The sequence below is a fragment of the Achromobacter sp. genome, from assembly GCF_050285585.1.
GTDB lineage: Bacteria > Pseudomonadota > Gammaproteobacteria > Burkholderiales > Burkholderiaceae_B > Achromobacter.
The window spans coordinates 174174-191778 of sequence record NZ_JBLZXF010000010.1 but is presented as its reverse complement, the minus strand read 5'-3'; the positions used below and the strand labels follow the sequence as shown (position 1 = coordinate 191778).

At 69.0% G+C, this 17605-nt stretch carries 20 protein-coding genes; 8 read left to right on the top strand and 12 right to left on the bottom strand.

Annotation, left to right across the window (positions count from 1 at the left end; translation table 11 throughout):
* The first annotated feature begins 14 nt into the window (after nucleotides 1-14).
* On the top strand, nucleotides 15-1784 hold the full coding sequence (locus ACN6PJ_RS16420) for an acyl-CoA dehydrogenase (RefSeq protein WP_427996907.1): 1770 nt from the start codon (nucleotides 15-17) through the stop codon (nucleotides 1782-1784).
* Nucleotides 1785-1808: 24 nt separating this feature from the next.
* On the opposite strand, the gene ACN6PJ_RS16415 is transcribed toward ACN6PJ_RS16420, so the two are convergent.
* Complete coding sequence (locus ACN6PJ_RS16415; protein WP_427996906.1) at nucleotides 1809-3041, bottom strand: MFS transporter; 1233 nt, start codon at nucleotides 3039-3041, stop codon at nucleotides 1809-1811.
* A gap of 123 nt (nucleotides 3042-3164) precedes the next feature.
* On the opposite strand from ACN6PJ_RS16415, the gene ACN6PJ_RS16410 reads away from it, so the two are divergent.
* Nucleotides 3165-3620: a winged helix-turn-helix transcriptional regulator gene (locus ACN6PJ_RS16410; RefSeq protein ID WP_427996905.1), complete on the top strand. Its 456-nt coding sequence runs from the start codon at nucleotides 3165-3167 to the stop codon at nucleotides 3618-3620.
* On the opposite strand, the gene ACN6PJ_RS16405 is transcribed toward ACN6PJ_RS16410, so the two are convergent.
* The 4 genes from ACN6PJ_RS16405 to ACN6PJ_RS16390 form a co-directional block, all read right to left on the bottom strand.
* Entirely contained in the window at nucleotides 3617-4615 is a 999-nt protein-coding gene (locus tag ACN6PJ_RS16405) for a pyridoxamine 5'-phosphate oxidase family protein (RefSeq protein ID WP_427996904.1), read from the bottom strand. The two genes, ACN6PJ_RS16410 and ACN6PJ_RS16405, sit on opposite strands and share 4 nt — an antisense overlap.
* Nucleotides 4616-4647: 32 nt before the next feature.
* Complete coding sequence (locus ACN6PJ_RS16400) at nucleotides 4648-5286, bottom strand: glutathione S-transferase family protein (RefSeq protein WP_427996903.1); 639 nt, start codon at nucleotides 5284-5286, stop codon at nucleotides 4648-4650.
* Nucleotides 5287-5409: 123 nt separating this feature from the next.
* The gene (locus ACN6PJ_RS16395; protein WP_427996902.1) at nucleotides 5410-6315 is read right to left on the bottom strand and encodes a LysR family transcriptional regulator; all 906 of its coding nucleotides are present in this window, start codon (nucleotides 6313-6315) and stop codon (nucleotides 5410-5412) included.
* A 161-nt stretch (nucleotides 6316-6476) separates the two neighbouring features.
* Complete coding sequence (locus ACN6PJ_RS16390) at nucleotides 6477-7361, bottom strand: LysR substrate-binding domain-containing protein (protein ID WP_427996901.1); 885 nt, start codon at nucleotides 7359-7361, stop codon at nucleotides 6477-6479.
* A 126-nt stretch (nucleotides 7362-7487) separates the two neighbouring features.
* On the opposite strand from ACN6PJ_RS16390, the gene ACN6PJ_RS16385 reads away from it, so the two are divergent.
* Nucleotides 7488-8162: a flavodoxin family protein gene (locus ACN6PJ_RS16385; RefSeq protein WP_427996900.1), complete on the top strand. Its 675-nt coding sequence runs from the start codon at nucleotides 7488-7490 to the stop codon at nucleotides 8160-8162.
* On the opposite strand, the gene ACN6PJ_RS16380 is transcribed toward ACN6PJ_RS16385, so the two are convergent.
* The 7 genes from ACN6PJ_RS16380 to ACN6PJ_RS16350 form a co-directional block, all read right to left on the bottom strand.
* Nucleotides 8078-8914, bottom strand: a complete 837-nt coding sequence (locus ACN6PJ_RS16380) for an AraC family transcriptional regulator (protein WP_427996899.1) — start codon at nucleotides 8912-8914, stop codon at nucleotides 8078-8080. The genes ACN6PJ_RS16385 and ACN6PJ_RS16380 overlap by 85 nt on opposite strands.
* A 21-nt stretch (nucleotides 8915-8935) precedes the next feature.
* Entirely contained in the window at nucleotides 8936-9895 is a 960-nt protein-coding gene (locus ACN6PJ_RS16375; RefSeq protein ID WP_427996898.1) for a proline dehydrogenase family protein, read from the bottom strand.
* A 70-nt stretch (nucleotides 9896-9965) separates the two neighbouring features.
* Nucleotides 9966-10868 carry a DMT family transporter gene (locus ACN6PJ_RS16370; RefSeq protein WP_427996897.1) on the bottom strand — a complete coding sequence of 301 codons (903 nt, stop codon included), beginning with the start codon at nucleotides 10866-10868 and terminating at the stop codon, nucleotides 9966-9968.
* A gap of 156 nt (nucleotides 10869-11024) precedes the next feature.
* Nucleotides 11025-12275: a D-amino acid dehydrogenase gene (locus ACN6PJ_RS16365; protein WP_427996896.1), complete on the bottom strand. Its 1251-nt coding sequence runs from the start codon at nucleotides 12273-12275 to the stop codon at nucleotides 11025-11027.
* 106 nt (nucleotides 12276-12381) lie between these two features.
* Nucleotides 12382-12819 carry an Rrf2 family transcriptional regulator gene (locus ACN6PJ_RS16360; protein ID WP_427996895.1) on the bottom strand — a complete coding sequence of 146 codons (438 nt, stop codon included), beginning with the start codon at nucleotides 12817-12819 and terminating at the stop codon, nucleotides 12382-12384.
* A gap of 56 nt (nucleotides 12820-12875) precedes the next feature.
* The gene (gene hmpA / locus ACN6PJ_RS16355) at nucleotides 12876-14093 is read right to left on the bottom strand and encodes an NO-inducible flavohemoprotein (RefSeq protein ID WP_427996894.1); all 1218 of its coding nucleotides are present in this window, start codon (nucleotides 14091-14093) and stop codon (nucleotides 12876-12878) included.
* Between the two features lie 92 nt (nucleotides 14094-14185).
* Entirely contained in the window at nucleotides 14186-14845 is a 660-nt protein-coding gene (locus ACN6PJ_RS16350; protein ID WP_427996893.1) for a 4'-phosphopantetheinyl transferase family protein, read from the bottom strand.
* A gap of 221 nt (nucleotides 14846-15066) precedes the next feature.
* Here ACN6PJ_RS16350 and ACN6PJ_RS16345 point away from each other — a divergent pair, with 221 nt between their 5' ends.
* The 5 genes from ACN6PJ_RS16345 to ACN6PJ_RS16325 are packed head-to-tail and all read left to right on the top strand — an operon-like array spanning nucleotide 15067 to nucleotide 17602.
* Nucleotides 15067-15684: a beta-ketoacyl synthase chain length factor gene (locus tag ACN6PJ_RS16345; protein ID WP_427996892.1), complete on the top strand. Its 618-nt coding sequence runs from the start codon at nucleotides 15067-15069 to the stop codon at nucleotides 15682-15684.
* Entirely contained in the window at nucleotides 15681-16490 is an 810-nt protein-coding gene (locus ACN6PJ_RS16340; protein ID WP_427996891.1) for a lysophospholipid acyltransferase family protein, read from the top strand. The genes ACN6PJ_RS16345 and ACN6PJ_RS16340 overlap by 4 nt, the downstream gene beginning before the upstream one ends.
* A 34-nt stretch (nucleotides 16491-16524) precedes the next feature.
* Nucleotides 16525-16785, top strand: a complete 261-nt coding sequence (locus ACN6PJ_RS16335; RefSeq protein ID WP_043545300.1) for a phosphopantetheine-binding protein — start codon at nucleotides 16525-16527, stop codon at nucleotides 16783-16785.
* Between the two features lie 17 nt (nucleotides 16786-16802).
* Nucleotides 16803-17057, top strand: a complete 255-nt coding sequence (locus ACN6PJ_RS16330) for an acyl carrier protein (protein WP_043545299.1) — start codon at nucleotides 16803-16805, stop codon at nucleotides 17055-17057.
* Nucleotides 17054-17602: a hypothetical protein gene (locus ACN6PJ_RS16325; protein ID WP_427996890.1), complete on the top strand. Its 549-nt coding sequence runs from the start codon at nucleotides 17054-17056 to the stop codon at nucleotides 17600-17602. Before ACN6PJ_RS16330 ends, ACN6PJ_RS16325 begins: the two co-directional genes overlap by 4 nt.
* The last annotated feature ends 3 nt before the right edge of the window (nucleotides 17603-17605 follow it).

Here is a 17605-nt window from a genome sequence, read left to right as displayed (position 1 = left end):
GGAGCTCCGACGCAATGACGTACCAAGCCCCCGTGAAAGACATGCTGTTCGTGTTGAACCATCTGGCCGGCCTGCCGGAAGTGGCCGCCCTGCCCGGCTTCGAGGAGGCCACGCCCGACACCGCCCGGGCCGTGCTGGAGGAATCCGCGCGCTTCGCCGGCGACGTGCTGGCGCCGCTGAACCATCCCGCCGACGTCGAACCCAGCGCCTGGCGCGATGGCTCGGTGACCACCTCGCCCGGCTTCAGGCAGGCCTTCCTCCAATACGCCGAAGCCGGCTGGCAAGGCATGACGCATCCCGTCGAGTACGGGGGCCAGGGCCTGCCCGGCCTGATCGGCTCGCCTTGCTCTGAAATGCTGAACGCCGCGAACCTGTCGTTCGCGCTGTGCCCGCTGCTGACCAACGGCGCGATCGAGGCCCTGATGACCGCGGGCTCGCCGGAACTGCGCGAACGCTATATCGGCCCCATGATCGCCGGCCGCTGGACCGGCACCATGAACCTGACCGAGCCCCAGGCTGGATCCGACCTGGCCATGATCCGGTCGCGCGCCCGGCCCGTGGGCGACGGCACGTACCGGATCTCGGGCACCAAGATTTTCATCACCTATGGCGAGCACGATCTGGCCGAGAACATCCTGCACCTGGTGCTGGCCCGCCTGCCGGATGCGCCCGAAGGCGTCAAGGGCATCTCGCTCTTCCTGGTACCCAAGTTCCTGGTCAACGAGGACGGCACGCTGGGCGCCCGCAACGATGTCCGCTGCGTGTCGATCGAACACAAGCTGGGTATCAAGGCCAGCCCAACCGCCACCCTGCAGTTCGGCGATGACGGCGGCGCCCTGGGATACCTGGTCGGCCAGGAGAACCGAGGCCTGGACGCCATGTTCATCATGATGAACGCCGCCCGCTACGCCGTGGGCGTGCAAGGCATCGCCGTGGCCGACCGCGCCTACCAGCATGCGCTGGCCTACGCCGCAGAACGCGTGCAGAGCCGCCCGGTGGACGGCGCTTCGCGCGACGCGGTGGCCATCATCCAGCACCCCGACGTGCGCCGCATGCTGGGCACCATGCGCGCGCTGACCGAGGCCGGCCGCGCGCTGGCCTACGTCACCGCCGGCCACGCGGACCTGGCCCACGCCAGCCCCGACGCCGAGGCCCGCAAGCGCCACCTGGCCGTCCAGGAATTCCTGGTGCCCATCGTCAAGGGCTGGTGCACCGAGATGTCGATCGACGTCGCCAGCCTGGGCGTGCAGGTGCACGGCGGCATGGGCTTCATCGAAGAGACGGGCGCGGCGCAGTACTATCGCGACGCCCGCATCCTCACGATCTACGAAGGCACCACCGCGATCCAGGCCAACGATCTCGTCGGCCGCAAGACCCTGCGCGACGGCGGCGCGGTCGCCCGCGCGCTGCTGGCGGAGGTCCGCCAGACCGAGCAGGCGCTGGAAGCCAGCGCCCATCCCGCCGCGGGCCGCGTGCTCGCGCCGCTGCGCCGGGCCAGCGCGGCCCTGTCCGACGCCGTCGACTTCGTCCTGGCCAACGCCGCCAGCCATCCCAACGCCGTATTCGGCGCCGCCGTGCCCTACCTGCTGCTGGCGGGCACCGCGCTGGCCGGCTGGCAAATGGCCCGCGCCTTGCTGGCCAGCCTGGAACATCGCGAAGAAGACCCCGAATTCCATGACGCCAAGATCGCCACGGCGCAATGCTACGCGCTGCACAAGCTGAGCCAGGCACCCGGCCTGGCGACGGTCGTGCTGGGCTCGAAGGACTACGAGGTGCAGCCGTAGGAGGGGTCTCGCGCTCCGCCCATCCTATGGCTGGACGAGCGGGGCGCTCGCGCCGCGCGGCAGCGTCGCCGCCCAGAACAACAGGGCCGCCAGGCTGATGCCGCCGCCAAGCGCGCACACGCCCAGCCAGCCGGCCTGCGCGTATACCGAAGTCGCCGCGATCGAACCCAGGCCGCTGCCTGCGGCATAGAACATCATGTAGCCGCCCACCAGGCGGCTATGCGCCTGCGCGCTGATGCTGAAGATCATCGTCTGGTTGGTGACGTGCAGGGCCTGCATGGCGACGTCCAGGATCAGCACGCCCAGCGCCAGCGCCCAAAGGCTCTGGTCCAGGAAGGCGATCGGCACCCACGACAGGCACAGCAGCGCCAGGCCGGCCGCGGTCGTGCGCTCGCCGAGCCCCCGGTCGGCCAGCCGGCCGGCGCGCGCGGCCATCAGCACGCCCACCACGCCTACCAGTCCGAACGCTCCCACGGCCGTGTGCGTCAAGGAATGGGGCGGCGCGCTCAGGGGCAGGACCAGCGCGGTCCAGAACGCGCTGAACGCGGCGAACATCAGCAAGGCGATCATGCCGCGCACGCGCAGCACGCGTTCGGCCGCGAGCAAGCCGTACAGCGAACGCAAGAGCGCCCAGTAGCCCAGGTCCACCGCCGGCAGGCGGCGCCGTGGCAGGCGGCGGGCCAGCACCGCGGCGAGCACGGCGGCCAACACCGCCGACACCACGTACACCGCGCGCCAGCCCCACGCGTCGGCCACCACGCCCGCCAGGACGCGGGCCAGCAGCAGCCCTATCACCACCCCTCCCTGCGCCGCGCCGACCACGCGGCCGCGCTCGCCGGGCGCCGCCAAGGCGGCCGACAGGGCGAGCAGGCCCTGTGTCATGGCCGTTCCCAGCAGGCCCAGCGCCATCATGCCGATCAAGAGCCAGGGCGTGTTCGTCGCCAGCGCGACGGCGGCAAGCGCCAGCACCAGGAGTCCCAGCTGCCCGATCATCAGCCGGCGGCGGTCCAGCAGATCGCCCAGGGGCACCACGAGCAGCAGCGCGAGCGCGCAGCCCAGCTGCGTGGCGGTCACGACCACGCCCACCGCGCCCTCGGCCATGCCGAATTCCCGGCCGATCGCGTCCAGCAAAGGCTGCGCGTAATACACGTTGGCCACGCTCAAGGCGCAGGCGACAGCCAGCAGCAGGACCAACGAACGGGGCGTCCCCGCCGGAGGCTCGGGCTCGGGCACGGGTGCTGCGGAGGGGGTGGGCATGGCGATCTCCTTTTGGTTTCATTACAAAACTAGAATACTAGGTTTTATGGTTTTATAATGCAACCGAAAAATGCAGTCAGCCGTTGCCACCGCTCATCGACCTCCCTACCGCAAGGACCCGACATGGTTAAACGCACAAGTCTCGAAGGCGCCGCCTGCCCCGTGGCGCGCTCGCTGGATGCGATCGGCGACTGGTGGTCGCTGCTGATCGTGCGCGACGCCTTCGACGGATTGCGGCGCTTCGGGGAATTCCAGAAAAGCCTGGGGGTGGCCAAGAACATCCTCAGCGACCGCCTGCGCACGCTGGCGGCGCACGGCATCCTGGCCGCGGCCCCTGCCTCCGATGGCAGCGCCTACCAGGAATATGTCTTGACGGACAAGGGCCGCGCGCTTTTCCCGGTGATCGTCGGCCTGCGCCAATGGGGCGAAGACCACTACTACGCGCCCGCCGAAACCCATTCCACGCTGATCGACCGCAAGCGCGGCCAGCCCGTGCGCCGGCTGGAAGTCCGCGCACAGGATGGCCGCCTGATCGGGCCGGAAGACGCGGTCGTGCAGAAGGTCGCGTCGGCGGGCTAGGGGCTGCCCGCGCCGGAATCCGGCTCGCGCCAAGCGGCGTCGGGCCATTGCCCGGTCGCCAGCGAGGCCGGCGAGTAAGCATCGAAGCGCCAGCGCAAGGCCAGCGCGCCCGGCCGGAATGCCATGCGGCGCGCATGCACCCGCCACAATCTCTCCGCGCCTTCGAACGACGCGATCTCGGGGCTGTCCAGGATCACTTCCGCGCGCCCCGACAGCTGCAATACGTCGCCGCGCTCGAAATCGATGAAGAGCAGCCCCGCGCGCGGATTCAACACCATGTTGCCCAGCGTGTTGAAGTAGCGGTTGCCCGAGAAATCGGGAATGGTCAGCACGTTGCCCTCCACCCGGACGAAGCCGGGCTTGCCCCCGCGGTGCGACACGTCGACGGCGCGCTCGCCGGCGTCCGCATAGCTAGCCACGAACAAGGTGTCGGACCGCGCGATCAGCGCGCGGGCGGCATCGTCCAGCCCTTCGCGCTCGCACGGCGCTCCCGCGAAGCGCAAGGCGGGGGAGCGGGAGAAATGGAAATCCCGCGTCTGGATGTACTTCGGGCAATTGCCGAAGGACTGCGTCACGGCGATATCGAAGCGCTTGCCGTCCCAGGCGGAAATGCGGCCGTTCGCGCGATTGCGCCGGCGCGTGTGCAACTCGATTCCCAGCACCGCCACCGGCTGGCCCGCGCCCAGGCCGGCCAGCAGCGGGTCGTCGGCGTCGGGCACGGCGGCCACGCGCAGGACACGCGGATCGGGGGACGCCGCGAACCCCGGCAACCCTTCCAGCACCCCGGCCCAGGGATCGCCCTGCGCATCCACCGCCCCCGCCACCAGGAACGGCAGCTGCGCGAAGAACTCGCGATGCGGGTCCGGCATGTAATCGCGGATGACCTTGCGCCCGGCCTGTTCCATGCGCTCCGCCACGCCCGCGTGCCGCTGCAGCAGCGTTTCGCCGGCGTGCCAGGGCGACGGCGTGTCGATGATTGTTTCGGCTATCGGCATGATCGCATTCCTTGCGGCCCAGGCGGCCGCGGTCAGGCGGCCAGCAGGCCGACGGGCGAGGAGGCCATAGGCACGAAGCGCGGCAGGCTCTCGATGCGTTTGAGCCATGCCCGCACGTGCGCGTAGGTCTCCAGCGACACATTGCCTTCCGGCGCGTGGGCCACGTAGGCGTAACAGGCGACGTCCGCGATGGTGGGCGCGGCGCCCGCCAGGAAATCGCGGCCGGCCAGTTCGCCGTCCATGACCGCCAGCAAGGCGTGCGCGCGCGCCAGCGTGCTTTCCACGTCGAAAGACGCGCCGAACAGCGTCACCATGCGCGCCGCGGCCGGTCCGCCCGCGAGCGGGCCCGAGGCGGCCGACAGCCAGCGCTGCACCGCGGCCGCGCCGACGGGATCCTCGGGCAGCCAGACCTGGCCGCCGTAGCGCTTGGCGAGGTACACGAGGATTGCGGTCGAATCGGCAACCACCACCCCGCCGTCGTCGATCACCGGCACCTGGCCGAACGCATTCAGGGCAAGAAACGCGGGACGCTTCTGTTCCCCGCCGCGCAAGTCTACATCGATCGTCCTGTGCGGCACGTCCAGCAGGGACAGCATGAGGGCCACGCGATGCGTATGGCCGGACAGCGGGAAACTGTAGAAGGTCAGGAGAGCAGGCTGGGCGGTTTGCATGACGGGTTTTCCAGGTTGGAGACAGCCTCCATCTTGGACCCGCGCCGGCCGCCGGAGAATGCCCAGCCTACACAAGACACTCTTGCGCCGCGTGAAAGAAAGCCGCCCGGCCCCGGGCGGGCCCTAGGCCGGCAGCGCGGCCAGGTCGCGCCGCAAGGCTTCGACGCAGAACTCGACGAAGCTGCGCACCTTGGCCGAGCTCTTGCGGCCCTCCGGATACACCACGTGCACCGGCAGCGGCGCAAGCTCGAAGTCGCGCAGCACCACCTGCAAGGCCCCGCTGGCCAGGTGCCGCGCCACCTGATAGGACACGACCTGCGTCAGGCCCCAGCCTTCGCAGGCCGCCAGCACCGCGGCCTGGAATGTCGTGACCGTCAGCTGGGAATCCACCCGCACCCGCCGGGGCTGCCCGTCCTGCATGAAACGCCATTGCGGCCCCCGTCCTTCGAGCGTCGCCGTGATCGTGCAATAGCGCTGCAACGCGTCCGGATCCTCGGGCACGCCATGCTCCCGCAGGAAGGCGGGCGCGGCGCACACCACGCGGCGCACCTGCCCCACCGGCACGGCCGTCAAGGACGAATCGGGCAAGGCGCCGATACGCACGGCCACGTCGATCCCTTCGTCCAGCAGGTTCACCACGCGATCCACCAGCAGGGTGCGCACCGAAACCTCGCGGTGCGCCCGCAGGTATCCCAGCACGGCCGGCATCACGTGCAGTTCCCCGAAGAACGCGGGCGCGGTGATGCTGAGCGCGCCGCGCGGCGCGGCCATCGCGCCGGCCGCGGCGTCGTCCGCCTGCTCCACGTCCTCCAGGATGCGGCGGCAATCGGCGGCATAGCGCTGGCCGGCCTCGGTGAGGCGCAGGCTGCGCGTGGTGCGCACGAGCAGCAACGCCCCCAGCCGCCGTTCCAGCGCCGCCACGCTGCGCGTGACAGTGGGCGCCGACATTTCCAGGCGCCGGGCGGCGCCCGCAAAGCTTTGCGCATCGGCCACCGCCAGGAATACGCTCATTTCATGGAAGCGGTTCATGGTTCGAGGCGCTCAAGGCGGGACGGCCCAAAGGAGGCTGGCCTCATGCAATTGTCCTGTTTTCCAAAGCCGTCGGCGCGGAAAACGCCGATTTGCGCAACGATATTAGAAGCGGCTCTCAAGCCGCGTCAATCCAGGCGCTCGGGTTCCGGCGCGCCGAACTAGGCCTCGAATTCCCGACGCAGCCACGCCAGGAAAGCCTTGACCGGCGGATGCCGTTCGCGGCCCGGCGCGCACAGGGCGGTGTAGGCAGCGCCCGCCACCCGGATTTCCGGACGGTACGGCACGAGGGTGCCCGCGCCCACGCTGTCCGACACCATCACGGAACTGGCCAGCACCAGGCCCTGCCCCGCGATGGCGGCCTGCAAGGCGTAATGTTCCTCCGTATAGGCATGCTCCGCGGCCGGCCGCAACCAGGCCGGCAGCCCGGCCGCCTGGCACCAATCCTGCCAGCCCTGGTCATACAAGGGGGAATCGCGCCAGCGCACGGTCACCAGCGCGGGCGGGCGTTTCCCCTGCCGCGCCGCCAGGGCCGGCGCGCCATAGACGCCGAACCATTCCTGCAGCGTGCAGGCGGCGTGCAGTTCGGGAAAGCGCCGGCGGCTGTAGCGCACGGCCACGTCCACGCTGGCGTCCTGCAGCAGGTCCACCGGCTCGGCGCTGGCGTTCAGGCGCAACTGGTACTGCGGATAGGCCTCGTAGAATCGCCCCAGCCGCGGCACCAGCCATAGCGCCGCGAACGAATGCGTGGTGGATACCGTCAGCGCGCCCGAGGCCGGCGCGGGACGCAAGGCGTCCAGGGTCTGGGCCACGTCGAGCAGCGCCCCGTGCAGGCGCGCGAAAAGGCGTTCGCCCGCGCCGGTAAGCCGGACGCCGCGCGGCACGCGCTCGAACAGCGCGACCCCCACGTGCCGCTCCAGCGCCTTGACCTGATGGGACACGGCCGTGGCGGTGACCGAGAGCTCGGCCGCGGCCAGCTTGAAACTGCGCAACCTAGCCGCCGCCTCGAACGTGCGCAGCGCCGTGACGGGAAGCGTCGCGAACATGGATGCCTGCCATTCGGATGAAATTGATTCATCTTAGTGTAGTAATCCTCATTTGTCGCCCCTTACCGTTGTACCTAAATTTTCCTTGTCGCATCGAAAACCGCATGCGCAAACAAGGAATCCCACATGAATTCACATCATCTTCGAAAGCATCTGCTCATTCTGGTGGGCAGCCCGCGGCGCGACGGCAACAGCGCGGCGCTGGGCGCGGCCGCCCTGCGCGGGGCCGAAGCCGCCGGCACCTCCGCCACCCTCCTGTTCCTGGACGACTACATCCACGAGTTCCTGCCCGACTTGCGGCGCCAACCCGCGCCGTCAGACCGCTACGCGGAGCTGTTCCTGGAACATTTCCTGCCGGCCGACGGCGCGCTGATCTGCACGCCCATCTATTGGTACGGCATGTCGGCGCAGACCAAGGCGTTCTTCGACAGGTCATTCAGCCACTATGCCGGCGCGGGCCCCGAACCGGCGCAGGTCAAGGCCCGCATGAGCGGCAAGCGCCTGGGCCTGGCCGTGGCATCGGAGGAAACGTATCCCGGCGCGGCGCTGGGCATCGTCCACCAGGTCCAGGAATACGCGCGCTACACCCACTCGGATTTCGTTGGCTACGTGCACGGCGTGGGCAATCTGCGCGGCGAGGTCGCGGCGGATCCCTGGCGGCCGCTGGAGGCGGCGGCCGCGCTGGGCGCGGATTTCTTTACGCGGAAGTATTCGGACTACCGCATCGAGACGCCCCGCGCCCGCAATGTATGGGAATCGGCCGAGTCCGCCTTGCGCAGCACGCCGGGCGTGCTGCCGTAGACCTGCTTGAACACCCGCGTCAAGTGGGCCTGGTCCGCGAAGCCCACCGCGTGCGCAGCGTCCGCCAGCGGCAGGCCTTCGCGCAGCAGCACGCGGGCGCGCGCCACCCGCCAATTGCGCAGCCAGGCCAGCGGCGGCAGGCCGTAGCGCCTGGCGAACTGCTTCACCAGGGTGGTGCGATGGCGGTCCTGCGCCCGGGCAAGCGCCTCCAGATCGGGAGCGCATGCGGGATCGGCGGCCATGCGCGCGCGCAACAACTCGCACACGTCGGGCTCCCCGGGCGCGGCCGCCGGCCTGTGCCGGGCATGGGCCGCCAACAGGCCGAACAGCGCGGCCGAAATGCGCGCGCGGCGCATGGCGTCCGGTATGGAGTCCGGCGTCAGCGCATCCAGCCACTGCCCGCACAGCGCCGCGTCCGCAATGACCGGGCCGGCCAGCGACACCTCGCCGCCGAACAGCGCCCGCGCATGGTCCGCGAACCAGGCCGGCTCTATGTAGGCCATGCGATAGGCCAGCGGCGCATCCGAGGTGCCGCCGGTGTGAACCTGTCCGGGCGCGATCAGCACGAGTTCGCCCTCTCCCGCCGCCTGCCCCTGGCCGTGCACGGTAAAGGCGCAACGGCCGCGCGCGATGGCGCCGATGGACCAGGCATCGTGGAAATGGGGCGCGTAGCGGTACGCCCGCAGGTCCGCGATGAGCACGTCGCCGGGAAGCCCCGCGCCGCAATGCCAGATATGTTGGGAAACCGCCATGTATGCGCCTGCCGCTGGCGGCTACCCGAAATAGCGCCCGTCCGATGTCAGCGAACGGGCCAGCAGCCACGCGTTGCGAGGATTCTCTCCCACCCGGCGGATGGCATAGGGCCACCAGTCGCCGCCGAACGGCAGATAGACCCTTACGTTATAGCCCAGTCCGCGCAGCGCGAGCTGCCAATCCGGGCGCACGCCATAGAGCATCTCGAACTCGAAGGCGTCCGGCGGCCAGCCGCGTTCGCGCGCCAGGGCCATGATGGCGCCGGCCAGACGGTCGTCGTGCGTGCCGAAGACGGGAAAGAAGCCGGACTCCCGCGCCTCGCGCGACAGCATGATGGACGCGGCGTCCAGATACGCCTGGTCGCCGCGGGCCCGGCCGGCATGGTCCAGCGCCCGTTCCGGAAAAGCGCCCTTCACCAGCCTCAGCGAGGTCCGCCGCCGGATGGCCCAGGCCAGGTCTTCCGGCGTGCGGCGGCGCCTGGCCTGCAGGGTGAGCCCCGCGGGAATGCCTGCTTCCAGCAATTCGCGATGCAAGGCGCAGGTGCGGTCGCAGATGCCGGCGTCCTCCATGTCCAGCACCAGCCAGTCGCGGCCCTGGCCGCCGGCCCGGCGCGCCGCCATGCCGATACGCCGCGCGTTGTCCCGGCCCAGCGCATCGCTGCGCATGTAGCCGATTGCGGTGGGATCGACCGACACGTGCACGTCCAGCCCCGCGGCCTCCAGCGCCCGGCAGGCGCCGATCGCCTGCGCGACGTTGTGCTCGATGGCCTCGGGTTCGGCCACGTACTCGCCCAGATAGAACAGGGACGCCCGGATGCCGTGCGCCTCGCGCAGCCGCAGGGCGGTCCGCACCGCCGCGTCCGCATCGGCGCCGCCGACGAAACGGCGGGCCAGCGAGCTGCGGGCGGCCAGGCTCCGCATCGCGCGCCCCGCCATGGGATTGCGCGCCAGCGCGATCGCGGTTCTCTGGAACATGCTCATGGACTCTCCCTTCAAAGAGAGCCACTATGGCGGCCGCGCGCGCGCCCGTCTTGAACGTCCGTGAACGGCCCTAGTCCAGCGCCAGGCCGCGGGAACGGCCGAACAGGGGCCGCTGCACGGTCTGCGCCAGCAGCACGCCGGCCAGCGTCACAGCGCCGCCCAGCAGGTGGTACATGTGCAACGCTTCGCGCAGCATCGCGAAGGCCGCCAGCGCGGTAAACAGCGGCAGCAGGTTGATGAAGATGCTGCAGCGGTTCGGCCCCAGGCGATGCACGCCCTCGATCCACAGGAACGACAGCAGCACGGATGAAAAAATGCCGGCATAGAGGATCAGGGGAATGGTGTTCACGTCCAGCGCGGCCTGGGCGGCCGGCACGCGCAGATACAGGGGCAGCATGTAGAGCAGCGCGAAAAACGATTGCACGAAGGTCGATTGCCACGCCGGCACCGGCACCTTCCAGTGCCGCAGCAGCACACCGTAGAGCGCATAGGACAGGGCCGCCAGCAGCATCAGCCCATCGCCCGCGTGGATGCCGTGCTGGAACACGCTCAGCATGTCCCCCTGCCCGACCAGGTACAGCAGCCCCAGGAACGAGAGCGCGCCGCCCGCGGCCATGCCCAGGGTCAGAGGATCACGCAGGATCACCACGCTGAGCAGCATGCTCAGCAGGGGAATCAGCGCGGTCAGGATCGCCATGTTGGTGGCCGTGGTGGTCTCGGCCGCCCGGTACGACAGCGCCTGGAACACGGCCGACGACAAGGCGCCGTACAAGGCCAGCTTGGGCCAGTGGCGCAGCAGGGTCTTGCGGTTGCGCCAGGCGGGGCGCGCCGTGAACAGGCCCATGAGGAACAGCGCCAGCACCAGCCGGTAGAAGGTGATGGCCGTGGGAGAGATGGCGCTGGCGGCCATCTTGGAGACGATGACGTTGCCCGCCCAGAACAGAATGGCGAACAGCGGGAACAGGTAGGACATGATGGTTTGCGCTCGGGAAATGAGGGATCGGCTGCCGCCATGCGTGGCGCCCGAAGGCGCCGCGCATGGCGGCAGGATCGCTATCCTATTGAGCGCGGACCAGTCCGTCTGCCGATGGAAAGACAGCTGCTATCGCGAAATGGGCATCCCCATGCGTCAGGGGCGGAATGGCGCGGGGTCCAGCGGCAACGGCATGTCCGCCATCTGGGCGGTCAAGAGCGCGGCGCTGCCGCAAGCCAGCGTGAAACCCAGCGCCCCTTGCCCGACGTTGAGCCACAGATTGTCCGCCGCGCGGCTGCGCCCGATCAGGGGCTTGCCGGTCGGCGTGGCCGGCCGCAGCCCCGCCCAGGGAATGGCCTGGCGCAGGTCCAGCGCCGGAAACGCCTCGTGCACCTGGCGCTTGAGCAGCGCAATGCGCGCCGGATCGATGTCGGCATTGGCGCTGCCGATGTCGACCATGGCCGCGATGCGCAACACGCCCCCCACCCGGGCGTAGACGATGCGCCGCTCGTAGTCCGTCACGCTGATGCGGGGCGCCACGGACTCGTCGTCCTCTGCCAGCGGCACGCTCAGGCTGTAGCCCTTCAGCGGGTACAGCGGCACATCGTGGCCCAGCGGATTGAGCAGCGTCCGCGTGCCGACGCCGGTCGCCAGGACGACGGCGTCGGCGCCGATGTCGCCGTCGCGGGTATTCACGGCCACGATGCGGCGCCCTTCGCGCTGCAGGCTGGATACCGGATTGGACATGGCGCACTGCACATTGCCCAGGGACTGCAGGCGATCGAACAGCGCTTCGGTGAACTGGCGGCAGTCGCCCGCCTCTTCGCTGGGCGTGAAGATGGCGCCCGCCAGGCTGCCGCCCATTCCGGCCAGCGCGGGTTCCAGCGCCAGGGTCTGGGCCGCGTCCAGCACCTGCTGCTCGGCCCCGTGCGCCGCCTGGTACTCCACCAGCGCGCGCGCCTTCTCCAGCAAGGCCGGGCTGCGGTAGGCGATGAGCTTGCCGTTCTTGAGATGGCCGAAGTCCAGGTCTTCCTGCTCGAGCAGGGTATGCATCACGTCGCGGCTGAGGTAGGACAGACCGGACAATTGCGCGGTGGACTCCCGGGCCACGGACTCCCGGCACGCCAGCGCAAACTGCAGGCACCAGCGCCATTGGTGGGGATCCAGCCGGGGCCGGAAACGCAAGGGAGAATCCTGGCGCAGCAGCCAGCCGGGCACGCTGGGCAACACGCCGGGGCCGGCCAGCGGCGCCACGTAGCTGTAGCTGAGTTGTCCGCCGTTGGCGTAGCTGGACACCTCGGCCGGACGCGGCTGGCTGTCCACCAGCACCACATCGTGACCCTGGCGCGCCAGGAAATAAGCCGACGTGACACCCACGACGCCGGCACCGATAACGCAAACGCGCATATGCCTAGATCCAGAAGACAGGGAATTCACCCTATTCTGGGTGCCCCGCGCCCGTCCGGCAAATGCCAAACTCCGCAGGATCCATAACAAAACATCATGCCCCGCGTCACGCGGCGCGGTGCAGGCGGATGATGGCCGCGGCGGTCGGATCGCGCACCAGGTCGGCCAGCGTATAGCCGTTGAGCGCCTCGTAGAAGGCCTGCAGTGTCTGCGCCAGCACGCCCGACAGCCGGCACGAACCGTCCAGCGCGCAGGGCGGCTCGCGGCAATCGATCAGCGGCCCCTGCTGCTCCAGCTCGCGGATCAGGTCGCCCAGCCGGTAGTCCGCGGCGGGCCGCGCCAGGCGCAGGCCGCCGCCCTTGCCGCGCGACGTATCGATCCATTCGCGCTGCGCCATGAAGTGCGCCACCTTCACCAGGTGATTGCGCGACACGCCGAAGCGTTCCGCGACCTCCGGGATGGTGACGGCGGAAGGCCGGTCGCGGCACTGCGTCAGGTACATCAGGATGCGCAGGCCGAAGTCGGTGAATCGGGTCAGTTGCATGGCATGGATGGGAGATGCCCGGCGGCCCCGGGCAGGCAGGCCGCCAGGATACACGCTCAGGCGGGCGCGCCGCCGCTGCCGAAGGCCTCGGCATGGATGCGGTCTTCGGCCACGCCCAGGCTGGTCAAGGCCTGGCGCTGCGCGCGCATGAAGCCCGCCGGGCCGCAGAGGTAGTAGTCGGCGCCCGGAACGATGGCCTCCTCGCGGATGGCATGCAGGTCCACGCGGCCGGTATGGTCGTAGTCGCGGCCGCGCTGGTCGCCGTGGCCGACCTCCTCGTAGAACACCGCCTTGCGCACGTTGTCGCGCTCGGCGGCGATGCTGTTGATGTGCTCCTTCATGGCATGCACCGAGCTGTTGCGGCAGCCGTGCACGAAACGGATCTGCCGGTCGTCGTTCAGGCGCACCAGATGGTTCAGGATGGAGACCATGGGCGTCAGGCCCACGCCGCCGCTCAGCAGCACGACCGGAGCCTTGCTCGCTTCGCGCAGGTGGAAATCGCCCTGGGGCGGCGCCACGTCCAGCACGCCGCCCTCTTCCAGGCGGTCATGCAGGGCGTTGGAGACGCGGCCGGCGGGCGTCTGGTCGTTGCCCGCTTCGCGCTTGACCGAAATGCGCAGGCGGTCTTGCCCCGGCGCATCCGACAAGCTGTACTGGCGCGGCTGCATCAGGCCCAGCTCGGGCACGTACAGGCGCACGGAAACGTACTGGCCCGGCTGATAGGCCGGCACCGCGCCGCCGTCGGCCGGCGCCAGGTAGAACGAGGTGATCTCGGCGCTTTCACGCTGCTTGCCCACTACGCGGAACGCGCGCCAGCCCGTCCAGCCGCCCGGCTTGGCGGCCGATTCCCCATACAGGCGCGCTTCTTCGCCGATCAGCAGATCGGCCAGCTGGCCGTAGGCCGCGGCCCAGGCGTCCACCAGTTCGTCGGTCGCCGCTTCGCCCAGCACTTCGCGGATGGACGCCAGCAGGTGCTTGCCGACGATCGGATAGTGTTCCGGGCGGATGCCCAGGCTGACGTGCTTATGCACGATGCGGGTCACGACCGGCATGAGCACCGAAGGATCGTCGATGTGTTCGGCATAGGCCGCGACCGCCCCCGCCAGCGCCTGCTGCTGTTCGCCGCCTGCCTGGTGACCCTGGTTGAAGACGTGCTTGAGCTCGGGATTGTGCTGGAACATGCGGGCATAGAAATGCCGGGTCAGCGCGACGCCGTGCGTCTTGAGGACGGGGGCCGTGCCCTTGACCAGGGCGCGGATTTGGGGACTCAACATCTACTGCTCCTTGTGGTGCGATCGTGCTCGCCATTAAACATATATTTATAATACATCTTTTAAAAGTCTAATGGAAAACCCTGAACCGGGACTCAAACCAGGCCGGATTCCCACTCGCCCAAAACGGTAACCGCCGGCAACTCGCAACCGGTTACGGTTCGCCACGAGGGACGGATGGCCTCGCCGTCGCTCGCGCGCCATACGACCGAAGCAATCCAATCGTCGCCCAGCCGCCAGGAGCGGGCGCTCCACTGCCCGGGCGGGGCACGCAGGCGCCATGCGCCGCCTGGCCCGGCCGCCAGGCCGGTCAAAGCCATATCCGCGGGAAAATCCAGCGCCGCCGCCTTGATGAAGGCTTCCTTCAGCGTCCAGATCAGGTAGAAGTGCTGCAGCTGGCGGGCGCTGTCCAGGCCGGCAAGCGCGTCCCGCTCCTCGGGCGAGCAGACCCAATCCGCCAGCCGGAGCACCTCGCGCGGCCGGATTCTCTCCAGATCGGCGCCCAGCGGCCGCGCCGCCGAGATCGACGCGCAAACCGCGGAGCCGCCACTGTGGCTGAGCGACGTGGCCCCTGCCGGAGGCAATTCGGCCCGGACATCGCGCAACAGGGCCCGGCTGACCCGCCAATCCTCCCGCGCCTTCGCGCTGCGCACGGCCTGCGCCCGCCGGAAATCGTCGGCGGACAGGTCTTCCGTTCTGTAACGGCGGGCGGCCCGCGCATCCGCCCACCATACAAAAAGTTCCTGAATTTTCACGAATAAACGTAAATTTAGGTAAAAATAAATACAGAAAAGCCGTTAAAATGCGTCTTCTGTAACTGTATAAGTCAAAAGTGCGGCAATTTGCCGTAGTAGAATCGCGCGCTATGTTGACGTTTTCAATCGCGCAATGGCAAGGTTGGACGCCAGGAATCGATAGCCCCGAAGCTTGGTTGGACTGGGCGGAACATCCGTACTGTCCCCTCGGGAATCAGAGCGTGCCCAGCCTGGATTTCTTGCCCCCCCTGCAACGCCGCCGCCTGAGCCCCTTGGCTCGCGGCGTGTTTGCGTGCGCGTGGCCCATGGCCGAAGGGCGGCCGGGCATGCCGCTGGTCTATGCATCCCGGCACGGCGAAACCACCCGGAACTTCGGGCTCCTGCAGTCGTTGGCGGCGGACGAGCCGCTTTCCCCGACCGCCTTCGGCCTGTCCGTGCACAACGCGATCGCCGCGCAGTGGTCGATCATACGCCGTGAAACGGCCGAATCCGTTGCGCTGTCGGTCGAAGACGACGGCCTCGAGCACGCCATCGCCGAAGCCGCCATGCTATTGGCCCATGGCCACGAGGACGTGCTGGTGGTGCTGGCCGAAGAATTGCCGCCCGCCCCGTATGCCCCCTGGACGCGGGATGTGCCGTGCACCTACGCGGTCGCCCTCCACCTGCGCCCCGGCGCCGACTGGACGCTGAACCTGGATCCGCAACAGGCGGCCCCCGCCGCCGATGCGCCGCAGGTCTGGCCCAACCCCCTGAACCTGTTGCGCCACCTGTTGTTGCGCACGCACGCCTGGCGGCACGCGAACCACGCCCGCCAATGGACCTGGACGCGCACGGCATGACCCGCAGCACCCACCCACGGCAGGATTTCTGGCTCTGGCGGCTCGTGGCCACCGGCATGGCGTTCACTCTGTTCGGACTGGGCGGCGTGCTGCTGCGCGCGTTCGTCTTCCCGTCTCAGCGCCTGCTGCCCGGCGACAAGCTGGACCGCCAGCGCCGGGCGCGCTGGACCCTGAACCGGACCTTCCGCCTTTTCATCCGCTTCATGGTCCGCGTCGGCATCCTGACCGTGGAGTTCCGGGGCGCCGAACGCCTTGGCCAGCCCGGGCAGATGATATTGGCCAACCACCCCTCGCTGCTGGACGTGGTCTTCCTGGTGGGCCACGTCAAGAACGCCAACTGCATCGTGAAGCACAGCCTGGCGACCAATCCCTTTACCCGCGGCCCGATCGCCAACGCGCGCTACATTACCAACGACGAGAGCTTCGACATGTTCGACCGCGCCGCCGACGTGCTGCGCAGCGGCGAAACCCTGATCGTCTTTCCCGAAGGCACCCGCACGCCGCGCGACACCATGCCGCGCTTCCATCGGGGCGCCTGCGCCATCGCGCTGCGCGGCGCGCGCGTGGTGACGCCCGTCGTGATCAGCATGAATCCGCGCAGCCTGACCAAGGGCGAGCCCTGGTACCGGATTCCGCCCTGCCGGATGCGCTACGTCATCCATGTCGGCGAGGACATCGATCCCGCCACCTGGAGCGAAGCGCATCCGCTGCCGATCGCGGGACGCAGGATGAACGATCACCTGCACACCTATTTCGAGACCGAACTGGCGCGCACCGCGTCCTCGGGCGCCCCACTGAACCAATAATCGCCCATGGCGGCGAATGCGGAGTCCACGCTGGATGAATCAACTGGAACTTGAACTGAAGACCCTCGTCATCGAATCCCTGGGGCTGGAAGACATCACCCCCGAGGACATCGACCGCGACGCCCATTTGTTCGGCGACGGACTCGGACTGGATTCCGTGGACGCGCTGGAGCTGGGCCTCGCGCTGCAAAAGCGCTACGGCATCACCATAGATCCGGAAACGAGGAACATGCGCGAGCATTTCGCCAGCATCGCCAAGCTGGCGGCCTTTGTCACCGCGCAACGCCACGATTAACGCATACGGAGTTCACGATGCATACCCGCGAGGAAATCTTCAATACGCTGCGCGGCGCGCTGGTCGAACTGTTCGAGATCGAACCGGAACGCATCACGCCCGAGGCGAACCTGTACACCGATCTTGAAATCGACAGCATCGACGCCATCGACCTGATCGACCACGTGCGCCGGCAGACCGGCCGCAAACTCGACGCCAACGACTTCCGGACGGTGCGTACCGTCGAGGACGTCGTGCAGGCCATGTGGCAAAAGCAGGATCCCGCCGCATGAGACATGGCGCGGCAGCCGCCCTGGCCCTGGCCGGCATCGCCTACCCCTTCGCCGTCCACGCGGCGCTGGGGCGCCTGAGCGTGGCCTGGGTGGTTCTGCCCCTGGCGCTGCTGTGGCTGGCGCGCGGCCTGACGGCAGGCGCCGGGCAGCCCGGTTCGCGCCTGCTGCCCGCCGTGGCGATCGTCTTCTGCCTGATCCTGGCGGCCTGGGATTCGGAAGCCGGCCTGCGCTGGTATCCGGTATTGGTCAACGCCATGATGCTGGCCGTCTTCGGCGCCAGCCTGAAGGCCGGCCGGCCGGTGATCGAGCGCCTGGCGCGGCTGCGCCACCCCGACCTGCCGCCCGAAGGCGTGCGCTACACGCGCAACGTCACGCGGGTCTGGTGCGCCTTTTTCGCCTTGAACGGCGCAACGGCCGCCGTGCTCGCGGCCTGGGCGCCCTGGAGCTGGTGGGTCGCGTACAACGGCGCCATCAGCTACGGATTGATGGGCCTGCTGTTCGCCGGCGAATGGATTCTGCGCCCCGCCGCCGCCAGAGTGGCTTGAACC

Bases quoted from the DNA above. Each gene is read 5' to 3' on its own strand.
- ACN6PJ_RS16340 (WP_427996891.1), top strand. From the start codon at position 15,681: ATGACCCGCAGCACCCACCCACGGCAGGATTTCTGGCTCTGGCGGCTC.
- ACN6PJ_RS16415 (WP_427996906.1), bottom strand. From the start codon at position 3,041: ATGCCCACCCCCTCCGCAGCACCCGTGCCCGAGCCCGAGCCTCCGGCG.
- ACN6PJ_RS16325 (WP_427996890.1), top strand. From the start codon at position 17,054: ATGAGACATGGCGCGGCAGCCGCCCTGGCCCTGGCCGGCATCGCCTAC.
- ACN6PJ_RS16335 (WP_043545300.1), top strand. From the start codon at position 16,525: ATGAATCAACTGGAACTTGAACTGAAGACCCTCGTCATCGAATCCCTG.
- ACN6PJ_RS16395 (WP_427996902.1), bottom strand. From the start codon at position 6,315: ATGAACCGCTTCCATGAAATGAGCGTATTCCTGGCGGTGGCCGATGCG.
- ACN6PJ_RS16365 (WP_427996896.1), bottom strand. From the start codon at position 12,275: ATGCGCGTTTGCGTTATCGGTGCCGGCGTCGTGGGTGTCACGTCGGCT.
- ACN6PJ_RS16420 (WP_427996907.1), top strand. From the start codon at position 15: ATGACGTACCAAGCCCCCGTGAAAGACATGCTGTTCGTGTTGAACCAT.
- ACN6PJ_RS16390 (WP_427996901.1), bottom strand. From the start codon at position 7,361: ATGTTCGCGACGCTTCCCGTCACGGCGCTGCGCACGTTCGAGGCGGCG.
- ACN6PJ_RS16330 (WP_043545299.1), top strand. From the start codon at position 16,803: ATGCATACCCGCGAGGAAATCTTCAATACGCTGCGCGGCGCGCTGGTC.
- ACN6PJ_RS16405 (WP_427996904.1), bottom strand. From the start codon at position 4,615: ATGCCGATAGCCGAAACAATCATCGACACGCCGTCGCCCTGGCACGCC.
- ACN6PJ_RS16375 (WP_427996898.1), bottom strand. From the start codon at position 9,895: ATGAGCATGTTCCAGAGAACCGCGATCGCGCTGGCGCGCAATCCCATG.
- ACN6PJ_RS16385 (WP_427996900.1), top strand. From the start codon at position 7,488: ATGAATTCACATCATCTTCGAAAGCATCTGCTCATTCTGGTGGGCAGC.
- ACN6PJ_RS16360 (WP_427996895.1), bottom strand. From the start codon at position 12,819: ATGCAACTGACCCGATTCACCGACTTCGGCCTGCGCATCCTGATGTAC.
- ACN6PJ_RS16370 (WP_427996897.1), bottom strand. From the start codon at position 10,868: ATGTCCTACCTGTTCCCGCTGTTCGCCATTCTGTTCTGGGCGGGCAAC.
- ACN6PJ_RS16410 (WP_427996905.1), top strand. From the start codon at position 3,165: ATGGTTAAACGCACAAGTCTCGAAGGCGCCGCCTGCCCCGTGGCGCGC.
- ACN6PJ_RS16380 (WP_427996899.1), bottom strand. From the start codon at position 8,914: ATGGCGGTTTCCCAACATATCTGGCATTGCGGCGCGGGGCTTCCCGGC.
- hmpA (WP_427996894.1), bottom strand. From the start codon at position 14,093: ATGTTGAGTCCCCAAATCCGCGCCCTGGTCAAGGGCACGGCCCCCGTC.
- ACN6PJ_RS16400 (WP_427996903.1), bottom strand. From the start codon at position 5,286: ATGCAAACCGCCCAGCCTGCTCTCCTGACCTTCTACAGTTTCCCGCTG.